The following is a 22,293-nucleotide window of genomic DNA, read 5'->3' as shown; positions in this document are numbered from 1 at the left end:
TATTATGCTATTTCAAAGCCGCTACAACTGTATCCACGTTATGCTTCACCATTCCGATATAAGTTCCTTCGACTGTTCCTGCATTGCCCATAGCATCTGAGTACAATTCGCCGCCAATTTTTACCTCATGGCCTAGCTGCTTTGCACCTTCAATGACCGATTCAATCGATTTTTTCGGAACGCTGGATTCGATAAACACAGCTTTTATTTTTTTCTCAACTAAGTAGTCGCGCAGCTTGCTGACATCCTTCGAGCCGTACTCCGACATCGTATTCATCCCTTGCAAACCAGTGACAGTGAGACCATATGCTTCACCGAAATATCCAAACGCATCATGTGCGGTTACTAGTATACGGTTAGCCTCAGGAATAAGTGCAATTTGCTCCTTAGCATAAGCATCCAGCTCCTCAAGCTGTTTAATATAAGCTGTCGCGCGCTCTTTATAATAGTCAGCATTGGAAGAATCCTTCTCCGCCAACGTATCTCGAACAACCTCTGTTGCAGAAATCCAAAGCTTTACGTTAAACCAAATATGCGGGTCATGCATACCAACTCCTTGCCCAGGCGCAGAATGCAGCTGGTCTTCTGTCAAATACTTGGAGATAGCAACCGTCGGCTTACTCTTCTCGAGCTTCTCGAACATCTCTCCCATCTTACCCTCTAGGTGCAAGCCGTTATAAAAAATGATGTCCGCATCATCCAGCTTCTTCACATCACCCTGCGACGCTTTGTACAGATGGGGATCGATTCCCGCTCCCATCAGTCCACTCACCTCGGTAAACTCTCCACCTACATTCTGCGCAATATCCGCGATCATCCCCGTTGTCGTCGTAATTTTCAGCTTCCCATGATCGCTAGGTGATTCTTGCTGACCGCAGGCCGAAGTTACAATTGCTGTCACCGCCAAAAAAACAATGGCCATAATGAATCTCCGAAGAGCAGAATTCGTCTTGTACACTTTACGCATATGAGTAACCTCCTCCATCTCTTTGTTATATGCAAAATAGTTTGCCCTTATGAATCTTAGTTTACCTAAAGCCTTTTTTTTAATAATACACAAAAATGTTTCTCTAGTGCAACATTTATTTTAAAATGGGCGCTTAAGCATAAAAAAAGCAGGCCAGAGCTTCCGCTCTGGCCTGCCATTTAGTCAATTATTCATTCGTTCCTGCTGCAGCATTAGTCGCATCAGTGTCAGTGGTTCCGCCGGTAGTACCTTCGCCATCCGTCGTGATAGGCGGCGTCTTCTTCTTAGGCACGCCGTATAAACCAACTTCCTCGTCATACGCATCGAAAATTTGACGTGCGATTGGAGAGGCACCATAACCCCCAAATCCGCCATCTGGTACAACAACGGCTACAGCAAGCTTCGGCTTATCGGCAGGGGCATAAGCAATAAACACCGCATTCTCTGCTGTTCTGCCCTTTACAGATTGCTGCGAGGTTCCTGTCTTCCGATTGTAGGTGTAATCCACACCCTCAAAGCCTTGCGATTTAACCTGAGACATACCCAGTTCAATTTCTTTCCAATAAGCATCTTCGAAATTTACCTCATTCAAAACAACAGGCTTATAGCTTTGAATGACATTTCCATCCGAATCCTTAATTTCATTAACAAATTGTGGTTTCATGCGTTTACCGCGATTGGCAAGCATAGCTGTATATTGCGCGAGCTGCAAGGTCGTATAACGCCCTTGCTGACCGAATGAGGCTTGAACAAGTGCAGACTGCGCACTACCTCTCTCTGCCTCACTAAAATACTCGATAATGCCCTTTGTTTCGTTAGGCAAACCGCTTTCTGTCAGTACACCAAGACCAAACTGCTTCATGTAACTGTCCCAAAGCTCAACACTGCTCTCGCCATTTTTCGTAGGTCTCATGTAGAGCGCATTGCCGATCATCTTTGCCATAAACGTATTGGAAGAATGTTCAATGGCCTCGGCTCCATCAATGTAGCCATACGATTTGAATTGGGAGTTACGGATATAGGTCTCGTGCCCTGCTCTACCATACGAGAATCTCCCAGTATCATTATAGGTAGTTGACGTCGTAAATAACTTCTCATTCAGTCCGACTAATACAGATAAAGGCTTCAATACCGATCCTGGTGGCAGGATGGATGAAGGATGCTCTTTAAGCTGCTCATCGGTATACTTGCCATAAACGGTTCGAATCGTTCCGTTTGATAAGACGTTTTGGAAGTTATCGTAATCCTCTTTGCTAATTCGTCCGCCAGACCAAATATTAGCATCGTAATCCGGCATGCTCGCCATAGATACAATTTTACCCGTATCCACTTCCATCGCAACCGCGAATCCGGTTTGTGCATATTTGGCGCGTTCATATCTATTTTGGGATGTAGAAATCTTTTTCAACTGATCCATAATAGCTTCTTCTGTTTTTAATTGAACATTTTTGTTAATGGTTAAATACAGATCAGATCCCTTTGTCGGGTTCGTAATTTCCATAGGTCCGATAATACGTTCTGCATTATTAACCGGATATGTTTTCAAGCCGTTTTTCCCGCGCAGTACATCCTGATACATGCGCTCCAGCCCATCGAAGCCAACATCCTCTTCGTCCAAATATCTGAGGGTCGGTTCTTTCTCTGTCATCTTTTCCTTATAAAATTCTACATCCTCGCGAACCGTGTTATACTTCTTCAAATAACCGACAAGCTGAACAGCAATCGAATCCTTGTCGTAATTTCTAACACTTTCCTCCATGATATCTATACCTTTATAAGCAGTACGATTTTCCATGAAATAAGCGACTTCCTTATTCGTCAAACCGGATTTAATCCGTCTTGGAGTCGAGATTGTATTCCGTCTAAAATCAAGGTCCATTTGCCTTATAATATCATCAACCGTCATTACCTTTGAAGCATCTCCGTACTTCGTGAACACCTTATGCAGTTCCTCTGCCATCTCTCTTGCGCTGGCTTTGGCATCCTCCAGCTTAAGCTCAGGCTGAATCGTAAAATAGATGGACTGGGTCGAAGTCGAATAAGCAATCGGATGACCGGATGAATCGTAAATATTACCTCTAATTGGTGGAATCTTCACGCTTCGGGTACTTTTGCCAAGTCCTTCCGCGCTAAGGGTCGGTCCCTCTACAAACTGCAAAATGGCTAATCTTACAATCAATACACTAAACAATGCGAACGTAATAAAGAAAAATAAGTTCAATCGAAACGAAAAATGACGTCGATTAATAATTTCCCGTTTCTGTGGATCATCTTGCACGTTTAATCACCTCATATCCTCTTGTCATCCCATTATGCTTCACGTATGTGTGTGTCATTAAATTCCGGCGGGTTAAACCAATCTCCGGTACTCGCCCAGGTAGCATCTAGCGGTATCCAGCCAGCATCACCCTCGCTGATTTGCACCTCATTCCAAGCGTGCGGGCCGAAGCCTCCCCGGCCGTCAGCTCCCATTCCCGTTACAACCCGTACCTCAAGACCTGCTGACCTGGCCATTACGGCATATAAACGAGCTATATCTATACATACGCCTTTGCGCGTATCAAATGTCTCTGGAGGTGTCTGTTCCTTCCAAATGCCTTGCTCCACATAATTATCAGCTTTGTCCCAATCATAAGCAATTCTTGTGCCAAGATAGTCGTACAGCTTTCTCGCTTTGTCTTCTTTCGTTTGCGCATCCTTTGTCACGAATAGAGCTGCTTGCTCAATATCCGCTGGGATGGCGTAATCAATAATCTCATACTTGCGCTGCAAAATCTGTTTGAACTGTGCTTCAACCGCTTTGGCGAGCACAGGCCCTTGCTCGGATAAAACCTCTCCCGCAACCGGACTAAGCCACGCGGCCGCCTCGGTATAGACCAATGATTTGGATATTTTGTCGACATACCAGCCATTTGGCACGAGTGACACATAGACGAACAATATAACAATGAATAGAAATGATCTCCCTGCCCCGTGGACAGCACCTATTATAGCCCCAACAGCACGGCTTGCATTTTTCCTGCCTTGCAAGCCAGCAATAGGCTCATCCCTGCCTCTGCGCAATACTTTTTCAACTGTACGCTCTAACAAGGGCTCTGCCAAAGCTGCCAATGCTCGGAGCAGGAAATAACTGAGCAGAAATAAGACGGCATATCGCAGCAAGGCGAAATCTCTAACACTCGTAAGCAGCGTGAACCATGCTTGCTCCACACCGTTCATCTCACGTAGAGGCACCTTCACCTTGCTTGTCAGCCAATCCGCTATGATCGGAGATATTCTATTCGTAAGTTGTGCTGCCAATACCAAACATACGATAATAACTGCGCCTTCCCAAACAAAAAAGAAAAGACGCCTCGCAGAACCCGATGCGCCTCTCCTCATCCCCTGTATAAGAGAGCAAAACAGCACGATTAGCACAATTACAGCAACAGGCTCCAGCTCACGAAATAATTGAACCCAGCTTGTCATATGCGCTACCCGTTCTGCTTCGCTTGTTCAATGAAGGTCTGTATCGTGCTATCCAGCGCCCACTTGCCAAGCTCTGTTCCGCGGAATGAAATCGCAACTTCGTTTGCGCCCGGCTCGCCGGTAAGCTCTACATTTTTGGTTTTTACCGTAAAGGTTCCATCACCGTTCGTCACGAAAGTAGCATCCTTTGCTTCACCGACCATCGCGTTAACAGCTTCCTGCTTTACAGTATCCGCAACCTTCGTCCCGATCACCTTCAAATCATCCATGGTGTATCCGCTATATACGACAATACCAAGTACGATTGCCACTACGAGTGCCCATTTAACAACCGTCTTCACGATGCGGACGATAAGTAATAGCACGATGAGTGCAATGACAAGCACAAGCCAATGTTCTTTGAAGAAAGCTGTCCATGTGTCCAAATCATAGGTCGAAAAATTCAAAAAATCCATTTATGATCCCCTCCATTATACCTCGTACTAAATCCCATTACAAAATATTATAACCTACTAAATATAGGGCGTAAACGCTCGTATCCTTTTTAAGCAGACATATCCTGTCCCAAGTAAACGTACAAGTATATAAGATTGTAATTGGCAAGGAGGGACACCCCCTGTGAAAACCGCAGTTTGGCTTTATTTATTTTTATTTATTGCCATGTTTGATTTGCACGCGCAATACCCTGTTTTGACACCTTTTGCTATTTCCTTAGGTGCGGCGCCTTCCTTTATCGGGCTTATGATGGGGATGTACTCCATTACTCACTTGCCTGGTAATCTCATTGCTGGTTTTGGCGTTGACCGATATGGCAGCAGATTATTTATCGTGTTCAGTCTTATGGCAGCGGGAATTCTACTCCTCTTCCAGTCGCATGTGACGAACCCATGGCAGCTTCTCATCATCCGCTCCATTAGCGGCTTTGTGCTTGCGTTTCTCTCTCCGGCATGCCTGTCGTTGCTCGCTAGAATAACAAGTGATCGCACGGAGCAAGGGAAGCTTATGGCGGGCAATGGTCTCATTCATACACTTGCAGCTGTCGTATCGCCTGCAGCAGGAGCCTATCTCGTTGCAAAAATCGGATTTGCGACCGCCTTTACGCTGCTTGGCTGGGTATTGATCGTTACATCGGTCTGCGCCCTATTCTTTATTAAAGAAATCCGCATGCAAGCCGAGCAAATGCCTAATGAAAGCCTGCAAGGAAAAAAGAAAACGAAGCTGCCGCTTGAGCAAGCCGTTTCTATTCCTTGGCTCGTCTACTTGCTTCCCGTTGCGTTAAGCTGCGCTCAAGGCATCCTGTCGTTTGAGCTGCCTCTTCTAGCGAAGACACAGGAAGCGATGATGACGACTGGCCTGCTGTTCTCTGTAGTCAGTATCGGCGCTCTCGTTACGCTCAGCATGCTGTTCTTGAACCGAACGTCATCTTATCTCCGAACATTATGGGGATCACTTATTCTAGCCATCATCTATTTTGGCATTGCCTCCAACATACCGGTACCGCTAACATTGATGCTGCTGTTTGTGGGGATGGCAAAAGGGGTCATTTTACCAGCACTCTCCACCTTATTAATTGAGCTTAGCGGCGGAGCCCGTTATGGCCGTACTTTTTCCGTTTTATCCATTGCATTCTCAATTGGCGCGTTTATCGGGCCTATGGCAGCGGGACAGCTTCGTGATTACATTTCACCATATTACATCGCCTTTATTGCTTTGATGATAGCAGTGACGCTGCTGCCGCTGCGTATTTCCCGCTTGCTTTCCTCCCGCACCCATTTTTCGTAGGCATGGGTATATGCACAGGGCTAATCTCCCCCCATGACATATGATACATTATGACAGATGACCAGTCAGATCAGCTCCCAGCAGCTAATGGCGTTCATCGCTCGAGTGTAAAAGAAACGGGGTGACTTCATAAATGTCTGGACATGTGGGTTCCGTAAATCATGGTTGTGGACACGGCGGTGTCTCAAACCTTGGCATCATCCTTGTGTTGTTTATCTTACTCGTGATCATAGTGTGTTCTTGCCTCTACTAGTTTAAAAAAAGAAACGGCCTGCAGGCTGCAGGCCGTTTCACAGTTTATAATCCCTAATATTCGTTGTCTTAAAAATCAATAATCAGTGGTAAACTATAGCTACACTGCTTACACCTACTCATATTATTACAAATCGAGGTGACTTGAATGGATATTGCCATTATCGTAGAAGGAAAAAATGATAAAGCAAGACTAAAACGCGTACTTAGCGATGATGTACCGATTTTTTGCACTTTCGGCACGCCTGGCTCCGAGCAAATGGACAAGCTTAGAAAACAGGTGGGCTATAATCAAGCCTATATTTTCACCGACAATGATTCCTCTGGCAAACGAATTCGTTTCTTACTGCGTGACGTTTTTCCAGATGCCGAACATATCTATACCCGGAAAGGCTATTTGGGCGTCGAGCATACTCCGGAAGAATATTTAATCGAACAATTAGAAAAAGCGGGTCTCGATGCGCATATCGTTTACCCTGCGCAGAGTCCCGCTTCTATCTGGAATAAAGATGAATTTTAAAGTACCTTGTTTAATTGATTGACGATTTCTTCAGCAGTCAATTCTTCTTTGCTGCCATCGATCCATTTACGAATCTGTCCATCCTTGTCCACAATCGTAATGACATTTGAATGCGAGAAGGAGCCGTCCTCGTTTTTAATGACACCTACGCCAAAATCTCTGGCAATTTGCAGTGTGTTCTCTTCGTTGCCGCGCAGGAATCGCCATCCATTAAGATCAGCAAAATTCCGCTCTGCAAAATCACGAATGACTTCCGGTGTATCGCGTACGGGATCGAACGTAATCGAGATAAGCTCTGCTTTCGTGCCAAGCTTGCCCTCTTCTTTCAACTGATCTTGTACTTGAGAGAGCAAGAAAGTCGTTGGCGGGCATACATCAGGACAGTTAGCGAAGTAAAAATATACGATACGCGCCTTGCCGTTTGTTGATTCAAGCGTCACCTTCTGATCATCCAGATCCGTCAGTTCAAAGGCTGGTGCAGCCATCTCAACTGGGAGTGTCTGCTTCTCTGGCATACCATACGTTATAAATAAATAAATCCCCATCACTGCACAAAGCGAGAGCACTGCTATTTTGAAGCTATGCTTTTTGACAAAACCCACGAAAGTCACTCCTTAAACGATGATTATGATCCTGTCGTATTCAGAATCATAACGATGAATACAACCATTAAGTAATTGACCGAGATGAGAAAATTAGTTTTTGCCCATTTCTCAGTATCCTTGGCTTTTGTTCCGCGCAAAGTATGGACAAGCCATACAAGTCCGCCCAGAACGGAAATAATTAAGAAATAAATACCAACATATCCGTACGTATAAAATAATATCCCTGTTGGCAAAAGAAGTACGATGTAAGGAATCATTTGCAGCTTAGTACGTTTGATCCCCTTCACAACAGGCAGCAGTGGAAAACCTGCTGCACGATATTCCTCTACTCTGCGAATCGCCAGCGACCAGAAATGAGCCGGCTGCCAGAGGAACAGTAGAGCAAACAATATCCAAGCGCCTGCATCAACCTCATTCGTTACCGCGCAATAGCCGATAACCGGCGGCATCGCCCCTGAGATTCCACCTACTGAAGTACTCCATGTGGAGGTCCGCTTCAGCCACATCGTATAGATAACGATGTAAACAAACCATCCGAGCATTCCAAGCAAGCCAGACAATGGATTCACTAGCAAGAACAAGACAGCTAGTCCGACAATCCCCAAAATAATACCGTAAGCCAAAACGAAACCTGGCTTCATCCGGCCGGTAGGAAGCGCGCGATCCTTCGTGCGTTCCATCTTCAAATCCAATTCCCGATCCCAATAATTGTTAATGACGGTGGCTGACGCTATTGTCAAAGTTGAACCGATAAGCGCCCATATAAGCAGTAGAACGTTAATGTCCCATTTGGATGCAACCAAGAAACCACCTAGTGCAGCGAACACATTAAGTCGAAGTAGCCGCGGTTTTGTTAATGCAATCAAGTCTTTTAGCACGAAGCTAGCCTCCCAAGTTATGCGACAAGACGCTAAATGCGTCTATCATCCATTGATGAATCGTTTACAATCATACCGAAAAAAAACCGCGATGACAACGTTCGACGGTTTTGTTCATCATTTTGCCACGCAAATTGTGACAAATCATTTAGTAACCAAATGGGTGGGCGCTCAATACAATAACTATGTAGTTTGAAGCCCATTCCGATCAACGTATCAAATCACCCTACAGTATGCGAAAGGAAGTGAGCGGCAGGTATAAAAAGCATTGTTTCTTCGTTCCGACACAAGAGGATTGCCCTGCTGTTTATTAAAAATATTTCTAAAGTGTGAAAGTGAGGAAATTCTAAATGTCTAACGGTTACGGCTACAAAAACCAGGTAAGTCCAGCAAGTACAGCTCCTGTTCAAGGGTTCGGCTATGGTGGTTATGGTCACCCTCAATATCCAATGGGCATGCAGCAGCCAATGACGCTTCCAGCGCAGCAGCCAATGACGCTTCCAGCTAATTTCCAAGCACAGCAAGCACAAATGATGCCGCCTGGCGTACCAAGCGGAGCTTTTGTTACACAATCTGTAGTTCCCGCTATGGAGGAGTCTTATGTAGAAAACATTTTGCGCCTTAACCGCGGCAAAATGGGAACTTTTTATATGACCTACGAGAACAATCGCGAGTGGAATGCCAAAATTTTCAAAGGCATCATCGAAGCTGCTGGACGTGATCACATCATTATTAGCGATCCAACGACCGGTATGCGTTACTTACTTTTGACTCTTAATCTCGATTACGTAACCTTCGATGGGCCAATCGCGTATGAGTATCCGTTCCAGGGCACTACGGTTAGCTCATCAACACCGCTCGGTATGGCCACATTAGGAACTGCTAATTCCAGCCGTTAAACCTTTCTAACCGCTCGGATGCGCCGGCTTGAATGTCCAGATATGCATTTTGGCAGCACCTCCGACAATCCACTCTGAAATTTCAAACCAAGAGGAACGCTCACTGCAGCGTTCCTCTTTGATTTGCTCTGCTTGTTCAAAAGTCGATGCGCTCCATACCTCAACAAATAAGGCTGGCTGATCTGTTCCTTCATATAATTGCACCGCATTGCCTTGCTTCAGCAGCTTAGCGGTATGTGCAAGATATTGCTCCCGGCATTCTGGAATAATACGATATTCTGCAAAACAAATGTACATTTACCTTCAGTCTCCTTTTGTTTACTTTGATAAAGTTCCCTATCTCAGTCGATACTACATCTAATCATCGATTGAGGAGGACTTGTCATGGACACAGGAACACATCTTGTCATGGGCATCGCATTAGCGGGACTTGCGACAATCGATCCCGTGGTAGCAGCAGATCAATCCATTCAAACTGCCGTCCTGCTCGGAACGGTTATCGGATCGCAAGCACCCGATCTGGATGGTTTGCTTCGCCTTAAGGGAAACGCTATATATATTCGCAACCACCGCGGCATATCTCACTCCTTGCCAGCAATAGCCATATGGACGATTCTCATTACCGGTATCATCCAGCTGTTTTATCGAGGATCATTGCCTTGGCTGCATATTGGAGGCTGGGTGCTGCTCGCTGTATGTGTGCATGTGTTCACCGATTTGTTTAATACTTACGGCACACAAGCAATGCGCCCCTTTACAGACAAATGGATCTCTTGGAATATCATACACATATTCGATCCGATCATTTTCACGATGCATGTTATTGCTATTCTACTGTGGGCAGGCGGCTTCGTAAATCCTACATTTATATTTCCACTTCTCTATGCGTTTCTAGCCATCTACTTTGTGTGGCGAACCATTACATCCAGAAGCACGCTACAGAAAATGAAAACGTTGGATACCGAATACCATGAAGGCGATGTATATATCGTCATTCCAACGATATCGCTCTCCGTTTGGAATATCGTCAAACAAGTAAAAGATGGCGGTTTCGCAATCGGTAATTTGCGGAACAGCAACTTAGTATGGCTCGATTATGTGCAATGCTCTGATCATCCCGCAGTAGCCAAGTCAAAAAATGATCCGGCGATTCGATCCTTTCTATATTTCACAAGCTTTGCTTGCGCAGATGTACGTGAGCATACATGGGGCTTCGAAGTTAGATGGTGTGATGTGCGTTACCGCCATCGCAAGCAGTATCCATTTGTCGGTGTGCTGCTTATGAATAAAAAATATGAGACGATCGGATCTTATGTAGGCTGGCTCAGCGATGAGCGTTTAATAAAGAGATTGCGTATGGATACCTTTTAGTATTGACGTTAGAAAGCCCATGTCGCAAAATAGACGGGCTTTCTTTTTTTTGAAATAAAGATAGTCACACGATAATGTTCGATATGTTAAAATAAGATTTAGAATTATAAAAAAAGCCCAAGGCAAGCCTTGGGCTTCATTTTATCATTGTGTATTAGAAGCGATTAACGGGAGCCGCCAGACAGCTGTTGTTCAGCAATTTGGACTAGCTTTTTCGTAATATAACCGCCTAGGGAACCTGCATCGCGAGTTGAAACATTACCGTAGTAGCCATCTTGAGGAATTTGCACGCCCAGCTCTTGTGCTGCCTCAAGTTTCATTTGTTGTAATGCTGCAGTCGCCTGTGGAACAACAAGTTGATTTCTGCTTCCTGCCATGATGTATTTCTCCTTTCGTCCTCTGCACTTTGATGTGTGTTGCAAGCTTGCAAGCTTATTATGTGCTCCCTAAAAGAATCTATTCTAAAACTAATAAAATATATTTACGTATTGTGAAGGAGAGAAAACACCATGTCCAAACCGCTTTCTTTGTTCTTTTCCGTGCTTGCTATCGTATTTATGAGTGCTATGGCAGTCTCCATCAGCTATAATGGTTGGCTCGTATTATTATTCGGTTTATTAAGTCTCTTTACCATAGGAGCAGGGTTTATTACGAAAGCACGTTTACGCAGAAAAAAACAAGGCTGACGCGAGGCGTCAGCCTTGTAGCTTAAATAACAAATTAACCGCGAGGCGGTAGAAAACCCATAAGTTCCTTCACGTCCGCTAGTGTACGGTCTGCAACGATGGATGCCCGTTCTGCGCCTTGCTTCAAAATGTTATGAATCTCACCTGAACTGCGAATTTCATTATATCTCGCTTGCAGTGGTTCAATAACCGCCACGACATGCTCCGCAAGATCCTTCTTGAACGGGCCATATCCTTGCCCTTCATAACGCGCTTCAATTTCTCCAATACTCATATTCGCACAATGAGCGTAAATACTTATTAGATTGCTGATTTCCGGTTTATTTGCCGGATCGAATTTAACTTCGCGTCCTGAATCAGTCGTTGCTCTGCTAATTTTTTTGCGAATGACAGCTGGCGGATCAAGCAATGCGATGAAACTGCCGACATTCGGATTGCTTTTGCTCATTTTTTTACTTGCGTCGTCCAGCGACATCACTCTAGCGCCAACTTGCGGGATATAAGGCTCTGGTATCGTGAAGTATTTGCCGAACCTTGTATTGAAGCGATGAGCTAAATCACGAGTAAGCTCCAAATGCTGCTTCTGATCATCACCAACAGGAACTAGATCCGCATTATAAACAAGAATATCAGCAGCCATAAGAGTTGGATATACAAACAACCCCGCACCAACAGAATCTTTACCCGCTGATTTATCTTTGAACTGCGTCATTCTCTCCAGCTCACCCATATTTGCAAGCGTCGTAAACAACCATCCTAGCTCAGCATGTGCACGAACATGCGACTGTACGAATACATTCGCTTTGAGCGGATCGATACCTGCTGCGATAAATAAAGCTGCCACTGCTTCTGTTTGTTCTCTAAGCGCAGCCGGCTCCTGAGGAACCGATATAGCATGCAAGTCGACGATCATAAAAAAACATTCTTCCGTATGCTGCAGTTTTACAAAGTTTTGCATAGCGCCAATATAATTTCCAAGTGTAAGCTGCCCGCTTGGCTGTATGCCAGAAAGTACTTTTTTCATCATTCTTCAACCTCTTTTCATTTTAATTTTGCTTTAAAAAAACGCAAAAAATCCCCCGCCGCAAGGGACGAGGGACCGTGGTGCCACCCTAATTCGCTTATGGTACGCTCTTTTATCATAACGAAGCGCATAACAATCCCATAAGCCTTATGCTCCATAACGGGGAGCTTCCGTACAAACATCTTCGGCAGCAGTCGCCGCCAGTTTCCGTTCATAGGCTCCGGGTCCCATTCAGCATCGAAGTTTGCACCGGCTCGCAGCAACCACCGGCTCTCTGTGCGCAATTCATTCGAGCTTACTTGTTCCCATCATTGCATTTAAGACGATTATACATGTGTATTCGTCAAAGTCAAGGGGTACGAAAGTTGTCCTATCCCGCATCACAGCAGCATAAGCTATAGTGATAATCGTAATCCTTACACAGAGAAAGGATACTTTACTATGACCAAATGGTTGTATCGCATAGGAACTCCCTTGCTAGGAGTAGGCTGCCTTATTATGCTTGCGCTCATCGTGACCAATCGTGAACTACCCACCCATATTTTTACCATCGCCAATTTGCAATCATTCAAAATATTATTTATAAGCATTATATTAGAAGCCTTTCCATTTATACTGCTTGGCGTATTGTTCTCTGCTCTGCTGCAAGTATTCGTTACGGATGAGCACATCCAAAAATTCACACCCAAAAACCCCATTCTAGGCGTTCTATTCGGGGCTTCGCTTGGCATACTATTCCCATTATGTGAATGCGGCATGATACCGGTTGTCCGTCGTCTTATTCGCAAAGGCATGCCTGCTTACATCGGAATCGTATATCTGTTAGCAGGACCGATAGTCAATCCGATTGTTTATGTTTCTACATTCACTGCTTTTCGGACAACTCCTGAAATGGCCTATTCTCGAATGGGACTAGCCTTTGTAATCTCTGTGGTCATAGGCTTGCTTCTCTTTAAATTTATGCGAAAAAGCCCGCTCAAGCCGGCACAACCTTTTCAGATGGTACACCACGCTCATTCACATAGCCATAATCACTCACATAATCATGAACATGGGACAAACGGCCGTGAATTAGGCAGAAGAGTCGCCTCTACGTTGTCTCATGCCTCAGATGAGTTTTTTGAAATGGGCAAATATTTTATTTTCGGGGCTTTTTTAACGGCAATTATTCAGATCGTTGTCGACCGCAGCACATTTGTGGCATTCGCCGATCAGCCTTTATTTTCATACGCATTCATGATGGGCTTTGCTTTTATTCTATCAATCTGCTCTACATCGGATGCATTCATTGCTTCCTCATTCAGCGGGATGTTTGATTTTGGCCCACTGCTCGCATTTCTTGTATTTGGTCCTATGATTGATCTAAAGAACACAATGATGCTGTTAACGACATTCCGTATTAAGATTGTACTTATACTCATTTTACTAACCGCGGTGTTAACTTTCATCGGTGCTTGGATTACGGAGGTTCTGCTATGACTCATCATCTTATACGAGCAGCTATATTGACCGGCTTTGCTTTGTTCATTCTCTATTTAGATCGTACAGGTGAACTGACTCTTTACATGGCTCCAAGGATGGAGCTGTATGTTAAGCTAGCGGCGCTTGGGCTCTATGCCACTGCTATTTATCAAGTGTACGCAGCTATTCAGAAAAGGATCGGCCATCAAACACCGAGCTGCGATTGCGAGCATGAGCCTTCACCGTCACTATTTAAAAACATCTTTATTTATGGATTGTTCATCCTGCCATTACTTCTCGGTTTTCTTGTCCCAACTGGAACGCTAGGCAGCAACTTGGCCTCCAAAAAAGGGATAAGCCTGAGCGGAAACTCCACACTAGAAACTTCTAGAATTGGCACCGACAGGCTGCTCCCCTTTGATGAATACTTGGAAACACATGCCGCATACGCTAAAAAACTTTACATGGAGCCTATAATCAAAGTAACTGCTCATCAATTTATCGAGACCTTGACGACACTTGATCTTTTTCAAGATGATTTAATGGGTAAAGAAGTAGAAATCTCAGGTTTTGTTTTCCGCGAAGCAGGTATGGGGGAGGAGAGTTTTGCTGTCAGCAGATTTTCAATGAATTGCTGTTCTTCCGCCGACGCTTTGCCATATGGACTTATGATTTCTTCTCCAAACGCGATGGATTACATCGACGATGAGTGGGTAACTGTAAAAGGTAAATTAACACGTTCAACTTATATGAATCATGCTATCGTGATGTTGGAAGCAGAGCAGCTCGAACGAATCAAAATGCCTGAATCTCCTTATGTGTATCCTGATCTTGAGTTTGGCTTATAAACAAAAAGAGCTGACGTATTCCGCGCCAGCTTTTTTTTGTAGTTGTTATGTCTGTTTATTGTGAATCCCATAAATCATTTCTTTTCGGATAATAGCGCGAATTCCAATTGGCCATATTGTAATTTGATTCGAACATGATGCTGGCTGACCAAGAATTAGCGTTTGAACGGACGGAAAAATCGTATAAGATTTCGCCATGCGACCAATCCTTCCTGTATTTGAGCGACTCAATTGCCATTCGTTTAAATGCCTGCACCTGAGCAGCTGTCAGTCCCTTATCTCCAATCTCAAAATTCCCATTTTTGCTTTCGATCGGATGATGTTTAATCCCAAATTTCCCCACTGCATTGTTTCGAACATGGATTAAAACTGTACCAGCAGTTGCGTTAGTTAGTTCACCCTCAAGCTGACGAAATACAAATTCCACTTGACGAGCAAGAGCAGATTCCATTTGCATACTAGTTATCCTCCTTCATGATTTATTAGGTGTGAGTTTCCATATAGGTCTCAACGCATATTATATAGTCCATTACTATCAATATCAATATATTATTTAACATTTTTTATAAGTATTTAATAATATTATACTGCTTTTTTTGGTTAAATACCTTTTTTACACAATTAAATAAGGCTACTCAAAAAAAATAATAAAATAAAATGAAACTTATGAACTATTAAATCACTCAGTTTTTTTATGTTTTAATTGCCTTTAATTTTATCATTTTCTATTTATTGTAACACCGAAAACATCATTAGTATTTTCCGAATAGCTGATTGCGGTGTTTGATTGCGGTGTTTATTTCTAATTTATATGAATCGACAATTATAGACCAATTTCGCAACGGGTGCTATAATATGGATATTCTCATAAAAGGAGCGCTTACATAATGATCCAATGGTACTATACGCTATCCGTGCGAAATAAGCTGCTGATCACTTCGTATATTAATTTAGCAGTGTTTGCTCTCATTATGATTCTCATTTTATCGGTATCAGGCGGCTCGATCATTGCTGGTATTATCTTTACTATCATTATGGCAATCGCCACCTACCCGTTAGTTTCCTTCATCGAGAGATCGATTAATAACTCATTTGATGAAATTAAAGGAACAGCGCTTCGAATTTCCAAAGGAGACTTTACACAAAAAATTGACACAACCTCTTCATCAGCTTTAGGCGAGCTAGGACATTCGTTTAACAGTATGATTGATAAACTTCGCGATATTTTAACGGAAACGTCTAATATTATCCGTCATGTATCCGATACAAGCCACAGCATATTTGACAAAAACAACAATATTCAAATTGCCATGGAGCAGGTTGCCGCTTCCGCGAACGAACTGGCAACTGGCGCTAATGAGATTTCCGAGGATGTTTCGGAGATGAGCGAGTCCATTAATGAGATCGAAGAAAAGGTATCCGACTACGCGACCTCTACAAAAGAAATGAACACACGCTCTGAACAAACACTTCAGTTAGTAGATAAAGGTATGAAAGCTCTTGATGTACAAGCAGATGGTATGCGCCGCAACGTTGCAGCAACAGAGAAGGTATCTGCAACAATTGAGGATTTGGCTCGCAAAGCACGGGGAATTAGTGCAATTACAACAACGATTTCTGACTTAGCTGAGCAAACCAACTTACTTTCGCTAAATGCTTCTATCGAGGCCGCAAGAGCAGGAGAGCATGGAAGAGGCTTCGCCGTTGTTGCACAAGAAGTTCGCAAGCTTGCTGAAGAATCCAGTGCATCAACCAAAGAAGTATTCCAACTCGTGAAGAGCATTGACGAAGGTATCAAGCAAACGATCAGCAATATGAAAACAAATGAAGAGGTTGTTAAGCTTCAAACGGAACATATTAAGGAGTCTGAACTCGTATTCTCCGAGATCGTTCAAAGTATCCAATTTATTACTGAAAAAATATTTGTTTTCTCCCAGGAAAGCGATGTTATGCTCGACAGTGCTCGTAAAATATCGGGCGCTATCCAAAATATTTCGGCAATAACACAGCAATCTGCAGCAGGCACCGAGCAAGTTTCTGCCTCTATGAATGAACAAATTGCATCTGTACAAGCCGTGGTTGAAGAGACTGAGCGAATGCGTAACATGGCTGCGCAGCTATTGAGAACTATTAATGTATTCAAAATGAAATAATGCTTGTTATAAATCAAAAGGACCATAATCTCACCAATAACAAAATGGTTGATTATAGTCCTTTTTTTTAGGCTTGCTGCTCTTTCCGATATGCATCGCGCTTCTCTTCGCGTGCACTTTCTTTAAGTCTAGGGCAGCTATAGCAATAATATCCGCCGTCCACTAAATAATACAGGCAGCATGATGATTTCATTCGAATCTGTTTGTCTTTGTCACCCAAAGACTCTATATAACGCATCTTTACATCAAGAGGATTTTTATTTCTTCCGAAAATACCCGCGTCCAGTGATCTGATTAGCTCGAAATTTTTCGTAATTTGATGCTTCACCTGATCACTTTGTTCGACACTCATCATATGGTCATATCCATAAGCCAACGAGGTTGGGAGCTGACCCCACAGCATACCCACTTGGAGTGTTCCGACCTTCGCAATGGTTTCAAATACAGGACGAACGGTATGCTCAAAAAAAACGCTGAGCTTTTCCTTCATCCATGTATCCTGATCTTCCAGTTCCACTTCGGCTGATGCAAGTTCAAAGTTATGTAGATAGAAACTGACAGCATAATATTCATGATTATTATAACTAGCCTTATATAGTTGAACAGTTAAATTATTTAGAGATAAGTCTGGCGCTTGTTTCGATGCAGATAACGTATGAATTAAGCCTAACATGGGGTCTCGAAACCATCCTGCCATGTAAACTTCACCTACAGAAGGATCCAAGCCTTTAACTAGTGTCGTGTAAAGATCCAATAATTGCTTCAACTTATTCTCATCCAACAGATCTATTATAGGGCAGCTAAATACAACATCTTCCCGCTTTGTTGCAGTTAAACTGTAGTTGTTCTCCAACATCGTCAACAATGCTTCATTCATTGATGCTCTCGTCCTTCCGTAACATGCATAAATAATAATAAACGGTATCTACTATTATACATCGGACGAAAATGATTATCAATTGCAATTAGTCATTGTAGTTGTCAGCTTGCCGAGCTTCTCAATTTCCACAGTTACAACATCACCTGATTTTAAATATACGCGCTGATCCCTTGGATAGCCGATGACTACGCCTTCAGGCGTTCCTGTTAATATTACATCACCAGGCATCAGCGTCATATGCTTGGAAATATAACTAATGATGGATCGGCAAGAAAAAATCATATCTTCAGTATTGGATAATTGCTTCTGGATGCCGTTCACACTGCAAGAAATAGCGAGCTTATCCGGATCGCTAATATCATCTGCAGTCACGATATAAGGTCCAATTGGCGCAAATCCGTCACAGCTTTTACCAAGCATCCACTGTGATGTGCGGCGCTGTAAGTTCCGAGCCGACAGATCATTTGCGCAGCTATATCCAAAAACGTAATCGAGAGCTTCCGCTTCTTCGATGTTTTTAGCTTTTTTTCCTATAATAATCGCTAGCTCGGCTTCATAATCCACCTCATTGCTCGTAAGCGGCAGCTCAACCTTATCACCATGAGCGCTAAGCGCATTGGCAAACTTATTGAACAAGATCGGGGAGGTCGGAATTTCTGCCCTCGTTTCTTCCGCATGTTTACGATAATTTAGACCGACACAAATGATTTTTTGTGGATTTGTAACGACCGGTGCATAGGTGAAATTTGAATCCTCATTTACATACACATGATTTCTATCTGCGGCTACTGCTCTTATAGCTTCCTTAAGCTCAGCTAACGCTGCATCTCCCCCAATAATTGCTTCTTCCATTGATCCAGGTACTGAAATTCCTATAGCATCAGACAGCGCATTGATATCGATAATTCCTAAGTCAGTCTTCAAGCCAAGCTTCAAATGATTGAAATGCTTATATTGTAATAGCTTCACTTAAGCGCACCTCCCTGTACAAAATTGTGATCTTTATTTATCTTAAGCCTCTCTTTTTTTATTGTAAAGTGCATGAAAGAATGCGGCAGGGGTAAAATAGCGGCACAGCTTGTTTACATTCAATCGCGGGGAATGATGAGATATGTGGAAAGCACCACATCATATGGGGCTGACTGTAGCGGGGCTCGCTTTGATCGGGTGTTTGCTGCTTAACATAACGACTGATACATTGGCAGCAGCTTCCAGCGCGCAGAGGATAGCACAGAGCAAACCAGCTAAAGGAACAAAAAAACGACAAGCGGCTGATATGTCTTGGGATAGACTGCATAAGCAATTCCCCAATAACTTTCTACTTAATGGGCCTCGTAATAAGAAAAAAGTGGCACTTACGTTCGACGATGTACCTGATCCAAGATATACACCGGCAATCTTGGATATTTTAGCTAAATACGATGTTTGTGCCACTTTTTTTATAGTAGGCAATCGTGCAGCCAAATACCCTTCTTTAGTAAAACGAATACATAACGAAGGTCATATTATCGGTAATCACTCCTATGACCATGCCGTTTTTTCGAAGCTAACTTTATCAAATTATCAAAAGCAAATTTGGAGAACCGATACCATTATAAAAAACATAGTCGGCTATTCCCCGCATTTTATTCGTCCTCCATATGGCGAATTGCTGCCTCAGCAAGTGAAATGGAGCAAGCAGGCGGGCTATATTATCGTCAATTGGGATGTGGATTCCGTCGATTGGAAGAACAATCCTAGCAGTGAACTGGTTCTTTTCAATATAAAAAAGACACTTCAACCAGGATCGATTATTTTGCAGCATGCAGGGGGAGGAAGCGGTCAAAACTTGTCAGGTACAATAAATGCACTTCCTCAGCTCATCCAACTGCTGCAAAGTAAAGGGTATGAGCTCGTCACATTGCCTGAGCTTATAGGACAATCCAAAGCTCGTTAAGATCGCTCAATACAAAAAAAGGCAATCCACTCACGCTGAGGGTCGCCTTCTTTTGTATAGTTAATTATTTTAAAACATAAACTTTAACGTTTTGAATGCCAAAAGACATCGCTTGACTTGTTGTTCCTGGAACAAAAATATCAACTCGGTTGCCTTTGATTGAGCCGCCGATATCTGTTGCTGTCGCAATCATACCGCCTTGAGGCAGACCGTTATAGGAATAACCTGTTACATAAAGCTTAGTTCCAAGCGGAATCATTTTGGGATCTACCGCAATCGTCCCGACTTTGAGCTTATTGCCGAAATAATCGACAGCTCCCCATTTTCCATTCTCAGACGCTGCAGCTGTATAAGCAGTAGCTTGTACGAGCAGCGTTTTGGAGAAAGCGTACTCTTCACCGTTTTTTGCAGTTACGGTTTGTGAGGAATTAGCCGTTGTTGAGTTCATTGTAACAGGTTTCTTTTCTTCGGAAGCTCCAGTGGTTGGTATAGTGAGCTTTAAGCCCTTATATAAATTAAGTGGATCAATCTTTGGATTAGCTTTCATCAGTGTATCTAGAGGTACACTGTACTGCTTAGATAGCTTCCAGAATGTATCATTGTTGTTCGTCGTATGTGTTTTTGAAGCTGCATCCACCGTGCCCGCCGCCATCATAACGGATAATCCAATGACTGCTGCTGCTAAAGTACGTTTCTTAAACATAGGGTAAATCCTCCTGTGCGTTTCCGAAGTTTCACAACTTCGAACACGTTATTATAAAACTTGTTAAGGGCGTCTGACCGCCCTTAACGTTCAATCTACATATTGTTGTAGTCCATATGATGGACTAGCCGATAAACATTTGTACCCACTCGCCGTTTACATAACCAACGCCGATTTTCGTGAAATTATTGCTAAGAATGTTTGCTCTGTGACCTGGGCTGTTCATCCAAGCAGTCATAACGTCTTGCGGCGTTTTTTGACCGGAAGCAATGTTCTCACCTGCATAGGAATATTTCACTCCGAAAGAACGCATCATATCAAATGGAGATCCATATGTCGGCGATGTGTGGCTAAAGTAGTTGTTGACATCCATATCTCTTGCTTTCTCTGTCGCTACTTTCGTAAGCAAGGAATCACTTGTCAAAGCGGATAAACCAGCTTTTGCACGTTCTTTATTTACTAAGTCAACAACTTGAGATTGGTATGCACTCATATTAGAAGAGCCCGTGTTTGAGTTGCCTCCATTGCCTGGGGGAGTCGTTGTACCATTACCATTGCCCGTACCTGGCTTTGTATCTGGTTTTGTATCTGGCTTTGTATCTGGTTTTGTATCTGGTTTCGTATCTGGTTTCGTATCTGGTTTTGTATCTGGTTTTGTATCTGGTTTTGTATCTGGCTTAGTATCTGGTTTCGGTGTAATTGGATTGCCGCCTACTGGCCATTTGATAATAACGCCATCCAGAAGCTTACTAACATCAATACCATATTTATCTGCGATCTGTTTGATCGTATCTGGGCTAATGAGACATGGTTGATACGTGGAGAATGTTTTCACAGCCGGTGCTGCACCTGCCGTTGGAGCCGTAAAGCCTGTGCTGATCACTGCTGCTGCTATTATGCTAGCGACACCTACACGTATTGGTTGCATCTTCATGAATAATTCCTCCTATAAGATAAGTTTTTAACAAAACGCGACTGACGATTGAATTTTCTTCAGCAGCGTATTTGTTTTGTTTGCGCATCGTTCTTCCCGACGCCACTTATCTTATCATGGGGTTTTGACCGTTTCATGACACAATAACTGGTAAACGTGTAAAAATAGCTAGCAAAACAGCACCATTACTGCTTTATGAGAATATGCTCATCACGATTTTTCACTGTTTTTAGAGCTGTCCGCTCACTCTACGAAGCTCATTTGCTAATCGATGTATTTCATCCCGTTCAGCTTTTGTACTAGCAGAGAACCATGCCGGAGAGAGCCAAGTAGAGATGATTTTGTTCGCATCCTCCGCATTCATAGCATCTTTCTTCCAATCACGTACAAGCTCTAGAAATGATGTCTTGTTAACCGAGCTTCCTGGACATGATTTTGCTGGATTCAGTTCGCGATGAAATATAATTTGCTGCTCTGAGAGCTTCCACATTGCACTGATTTGACTAGTAAGCTTTACGGCAGTAGCTAGTTGTGCCCCATCAAGCTTCTCCGCTCCAATGTCAAAGTTGCCTATGATCTCGAACATAAAGGGATGAATTCGATCATCATCGGGATCGTTATAACCTACCGCAGATGCCGGAGCTTCCAGCAATGATCGTCCTTCCCATATAAATCCGTCAGGGTCGATCGTCGCATGCTGCGCAATATCTCCCCATTTTTGAGTAACCGCATGAAAACGCCACATTGCTTGAATGATTTTCATTTTATCGGTTGCTTTACGGTAATCTACGATGGTTGGCTTCCAAGTTCCATGTACGTGAATCTGCGAAAACTTCACTTTCGTGACAAACGGTTTCAAATAATCAACGTACTCTGCATAAGTAAACCTACGGAAATTTTTACGCTCTACGACCATATCGCATCGC

Annotated in this window: 24 protein-coding genes and 1 other annotated feature; of the genes, 9 read left to right on the top strand and 15 right to left on the bottom strand. The window is 43.3% G+C overall.

What is annotated here, in order from left to right:
- Window positions 1-7: 7 nt before the first annotated feature.
- The 4 genes from AC0YN6_RS08185 to AC0YN6_RS08170 all read right to left on the bottom strand — a co-directional run bounded on the left by AC0YN6_RS08185 (window position 8) and on the right by AC0YN6_RS08170 (window position 4,890).
- Window positions 8-967 (bottom strand): metal ABC transporter solute-binding protein, Zn/Mn family, encoded by a 960-nt coding sequence (locus AC0YN6_RS08185; protein WP_475746195.1) that lies wholly within the window; start codon window positions 965-967, stop codon window positions 8-10.
- Window positions 968-1,154: 187 nt separating this feature from the next.
- Entirely contained in the window at window positions 1,155-3,245 is a 2,091-nt protein-coding gene (locus AC0YN6_RS08180; RefSeq protein ID WP_475746193.1) for a peptidoglycan D,D-transpeptidase FtsI family protein, read from the bottom strand.
- 32 nt (window positions 3,246-3,277) lie between these two features.
- Entirely contained in the window at window positions 3,278-4,435 is a 1,158-nt protein-coding gene (locus AC0YN6_RS08175) for a transglutaminase domain-containing protein (protein WP_475746191.1), read from the bottom strand.
- Between the two features lie 5 nt (window positions 4,436-4,440).
- A complete protein-coding gene (locus tag AC0YN6_RS08170; RefSeq protein WP_475746189.1) occupies window positions 4,441-4,890 on the bottom strand; it encodes a hypothetical protein in 450 nt (149 codons plus the stop codon).
- Window positions 4,891-5,053: 163 nt separating this feature from the next.
- Between AC0YN6_RS08170 and AC0YN6_RS08165 the strand changes: the two genes are divergently transcribed.
- Window positions 5,054-6,217 carry an MFS transporter gene (locus tag AC0YN6_RS08165; RefSeq protein ID WP_475746188.1) on the top strand — a complete coding sequence of 388 codons (1,164 nt, stop codon included), beginning with the start codon at window positions 5,054-5,056 and terminating at the stop codon, window positions 6,215-6,217.
- A 400-nt stretch (window positions 6,218-6,617) separates the two neighbouring features.
- Window positions 6,618-6,989: a ribonuclease M5 gene (locus tag AC0YN6_RS08160; RefSeq protein ID WP_475746186.1), complete on the top strand. Its 372-nt coding sequence runs from the start codon at window positions 6,618-6,620 to the stop codon at window positions 6,987-6,989.
- Here AC0YN6_RS08160 and AC0YN6_RS08155 read toward each other — a convergent pair.
- Together AC0YN6_RS08155 and cyoE are read right to left on the bottom strand one after the other, a co-directional pair.
- The gene (locus AC0YN6_RS08155; protein ID WP_475746183.1) at window positions 6,986-7,591 is read right to left on the bottom strand and encodes an SCO family protein; all 606 of its coding nucleotides are present in this window, start codon (window positions 7,589-7,591) and stop codon (window positions 6,986-6,988) included. The two genes, AC0YN6_RS08160 and AC0YN6_RS08155, sit on opposite strands and share 4 nt — an antisense overlap.
- 23 nt (window positions 7,592-7,614) lie before the next feature.
- Window positions 7,615-8,472 (bottom strand): heme o synthase, encoded by an 858-nt coding sequence (gene cyoE / locus AC0YN6_RS08150; protein WP_475746181.1) that lies wholly within the window; start codon window positions 8,470-8,472, stop codon window positions 7,615-7,617.
- A 350-nt stretch (window positions 8,473-8,822) separates the two neighbouring features.
- Between cyoE and gerQ the strand changes: the two genes are divergently transcribed.
- Window positions 8,823-9,371 (top strand): spore coat protein GerQ, encoded by a 549-nt coding sequence (gerQ, locus tag AC0YN6_RS08145; RefSeq protein WP_475746179.1) that lies wholly within the window; start codon window positions 8,823-8,825, stop codon window positions 9,369-9,371.
- A gap of 6 nt (window positions 9,372-9,377) precedes the next feature.
- On the opposite strand, the gene AC0YN6_RS08140 is transcribed toward gerQ, so the two are convergent.
- Complete coding sequence (locus AC0YN6_RS08140) at window positions 9,378-9,668, bottom strand: hypothetical protein (RefSeq protein ID WP_475746177.1); 291 nt, start codon at window positions 9,666-9,668, stop codon at window positions 9,378-9,380.
- A gap of 87 nt (window positions 9,669-9,755) precedes the next feature.
- Here AC0YN6_RS08140 and AC0YN6_RS08135 point away from each other — a divergent pair, with 87 nt between their 5' ends.
- Complete coding sequence (locus AC0YN6_RS08135) at window positions 9,756-10,742, top strand: metal-dependent hydrolase (RefSeq protein ID WP_475746175.1); 987 nt, start codon at window positions 9,756-9,758, stop codon at window positions 10,740-10,742.
- 164 nt (window positions 10,743-10,906) lie between these two features.
- Here AC0YN6_RS08135 and AC0YN6_RS08130 read toward each other — a convergent pair whose 3' ends face one another.
- Complete coding sequence (locus AC0YN6_RS08130) at window positions 10,907-11,119, bottom strand: alpha/beta-type small acid-soluble spore protein (RefSeq protein ID WP_054023438.1); 213 nt, start codon at window positions 11,117-11,119, stop codon at window positions 10,907-10,909.
- A 132-nt stretch (window positions 11,120-11,251) separates the two neighbouring features.
- Here AC0YN6_RS08130 and AC0YN6_RS08125 point away from each other — a divergent pair, with 132 nt between their 5' ends.
- Entirely contained in the window at window positions 11,252-11,428 is a 177-nt protein-coding gene (locus AC0YN6_RS08125; RefSeq protein ID WP_475746173.1) for a DUF5325 family protein, read from the top strand.
- 34 nt (window positions 11,429-11,462) lie between these two features.
- Here AC0YN6_RS08125 and trpS read toward each other — a convergent pair whose 3' ends face one another.
- Window positions 11,463-12,452 carry a tryptophan--tRNA ligase gene (trpS, locus tag AC0YN6_RS08120; RefSeq protein ID WP_475746301.1) on the bottom strand — a complete coding sequence of 330 codons (990 nt, stop codon included), beginning with the start codon at window positions 12,450-12,452 and terminating at the stop codon, window positions 11,463-11,465.
- Between the two features lie 60 nt (window positions 12,453-12,512).
- Window positions 12,513-12,773, bottom strand: a binding site (T-box leader).
- A gap of 120 nt (window positions 12,774-12,893) precedes the next feature.
- Here trpS and AC0YN6_RS08115 point away from each other — a divergent pair.
- The gene (locus tag AC0YN6_RS08115; protein ID WP_475746171.1) at window positions 12,894-13,931 is read left to right on the top strand and encodes a permease; all 1,038 of its coding nucleotides are present in this window, start codon (window positions 12,894-12,896) and stop codon (window positions 13,929-13,931) included.
- The gene (locus tag AC0YN6_RS08110; RefSeq protein ID WP_475746169.1) at window positions 13,928-14,761 is read left to right on the top strand and encodes a TIGR03943 family putative permease subunit; all 834 of its coding nucleotides are present in this window, start codon (window positions 13,928-13,930) and stop codon (window positions 14,759-14,761) included. Before AC0YN6_RS08115 ends, AC0YN6_RS08110 begins: the two co-directional genes overlap by 4 nt.
- 55 nt (window positions 14,762-14,816) lie before the next feature.
- On the opposite strand, the gene AC0YN6_RS08105 is transcribed toward AC0YN6_RS08110, so the two are convergent.
- The gene (locus AC0YN6_RS08105) at window positions 14,817-15,218 is read right to left on the bottom strand and encodes an O-methyltransferase (RefSeq protein WP_475746167.1); all 402 of its coding nucleotides are present in this window, start codon (window positions 15,216-15,218) and stop codon (window positions 14,817-14,819) included.
- Between the two features lie 433 nt (window positions 15,219-15,651).
- Here AC0YN6_RS08105 and AC0YN6_RS08100 point away from each other — a divergent pair, with 433 nt between their 5' ends.
- Window positions 15,652-16,914 carry a methyl-accepting chemotaxis protein gene (locus AC0YN6_RS08100; RefSeq protein ID WP_475746300.1) on the top strand — a complete coding sequence of 421 codons (1,263 nt, stop codon included), beginning with the start codon at window positions 15,652-15,654 and terminating at the stop codon, window positions 16,912-16,914.
- Window positions 16,915-16,981: 67 nt separating this feature from the next.
- Here AC0YN6_RS08100 and AC0YN6_RS08095 read toward each other — a convergent pair whose 3' ends face one another.
- Window positions 16,982-17,791 (bottom strand): (2Fe-2S)-binding protein, encoded by an 810-nt coding sequence (locus tag AC0YN6_RS08095; protein ID WP_475746165.1) that lies wholly within the window; start codon window positions 17,789-17,791, stop codon window positions 16,982-16,984.
- Window positions 17,792-17,869: 78 nt separating this feature from the next.
- The gene (locus AC0YN6_RS08090; protein WP_475746163.1) at window positions 17,870-18,763 is read right to left on the bottom strand and encodes a fumarylacetoacetate hydrolase family protein; all 894 of its coding nucleotides are present in this window, start codon (window positions 18,761-18,763) and stop codon (window positions 17,870-17,872) included.
- Window positions 18,764-18,905: 142 nt separating this feature from the next.
- On the opposite strand from AC0YN6_RS08090, the gene AC0YN6_RS08085 reads away from it, so the two are divergent.
- Window positions 18,906-19,730 carry a polysaccharide deacetylase family protein gene (locus tag AC0YN6_RS08085; protein ID WP_475746161.1) on the top strand — a complete coding sequence of 275 codons (825 nt, stop codon included), beginning with the start codon at window positions 18,906-18,908 and terminating at the stop codon, window positions 19,728-19,730.
- Window positions 19,731-19,794: 64 nt separating this feature from the next.
- Here AC0YN6_RS08085 and AC0YN6_RS08080 read toward each other — a convergent pair whose 3' ends face one another.
- The 3 genes from AC0YN6_RS08080 to AC0YN6_RS08070 all read right to left on the bottom strand — a co-directional run bounded on the left by AC0YN6_RS08080 (window position 19,795) and on the right by AC0YN6_RS08070 (window position 22,283).
- Entirely contained in the window at window positions 19,795-20,433 is a 639-nt protein-coding gene (locus AC0YN6_RS08080) for a 3D domain-containing protein (protein WP_475746160.1), read from the bottom strand.
- Window positions 20,434-20,557: 124 nt separating this feature from the next.
- The gene (locus AC0YN6_RS08075; RefSeq protein ID WP_475746159.1) at window positions 20,558-21,367 is read right to left on the bottom strand and encodes a CAP domain-containing protein; all 810 of its coding nucleotides are present in this window, start codon (window positions 21,365-21,367) and stop codon (window positions 20,558-20,560) included.
- A gap of 229 nt (window positions 21,368-21,596) precedes the next feature.
- Window positions 21,597-22,283 carry a peptidoglycan recognition protein family protein gene (locus AC0YN6_RS08070; protein ID WP_475746158.1) on the bottom strand — a complete coding sequence of 229 codons (687 nt, stop codon included), beginning with the start codon at window positions 22,281-22,283 and terminating at the stop codon, window positions 21,597-21,599.
- Window positions 22,284-22,293 lie beyond the last annotated feature (10 nt).

Source organism: Paenibacillus sp. J22P15 (assembly GCF_056269345.1).
The sequence above is the reverse complement of the archived record's forward strand: the minus strand, read 5'-3'. Positions and strand labels throughout refer to the sequence as shown.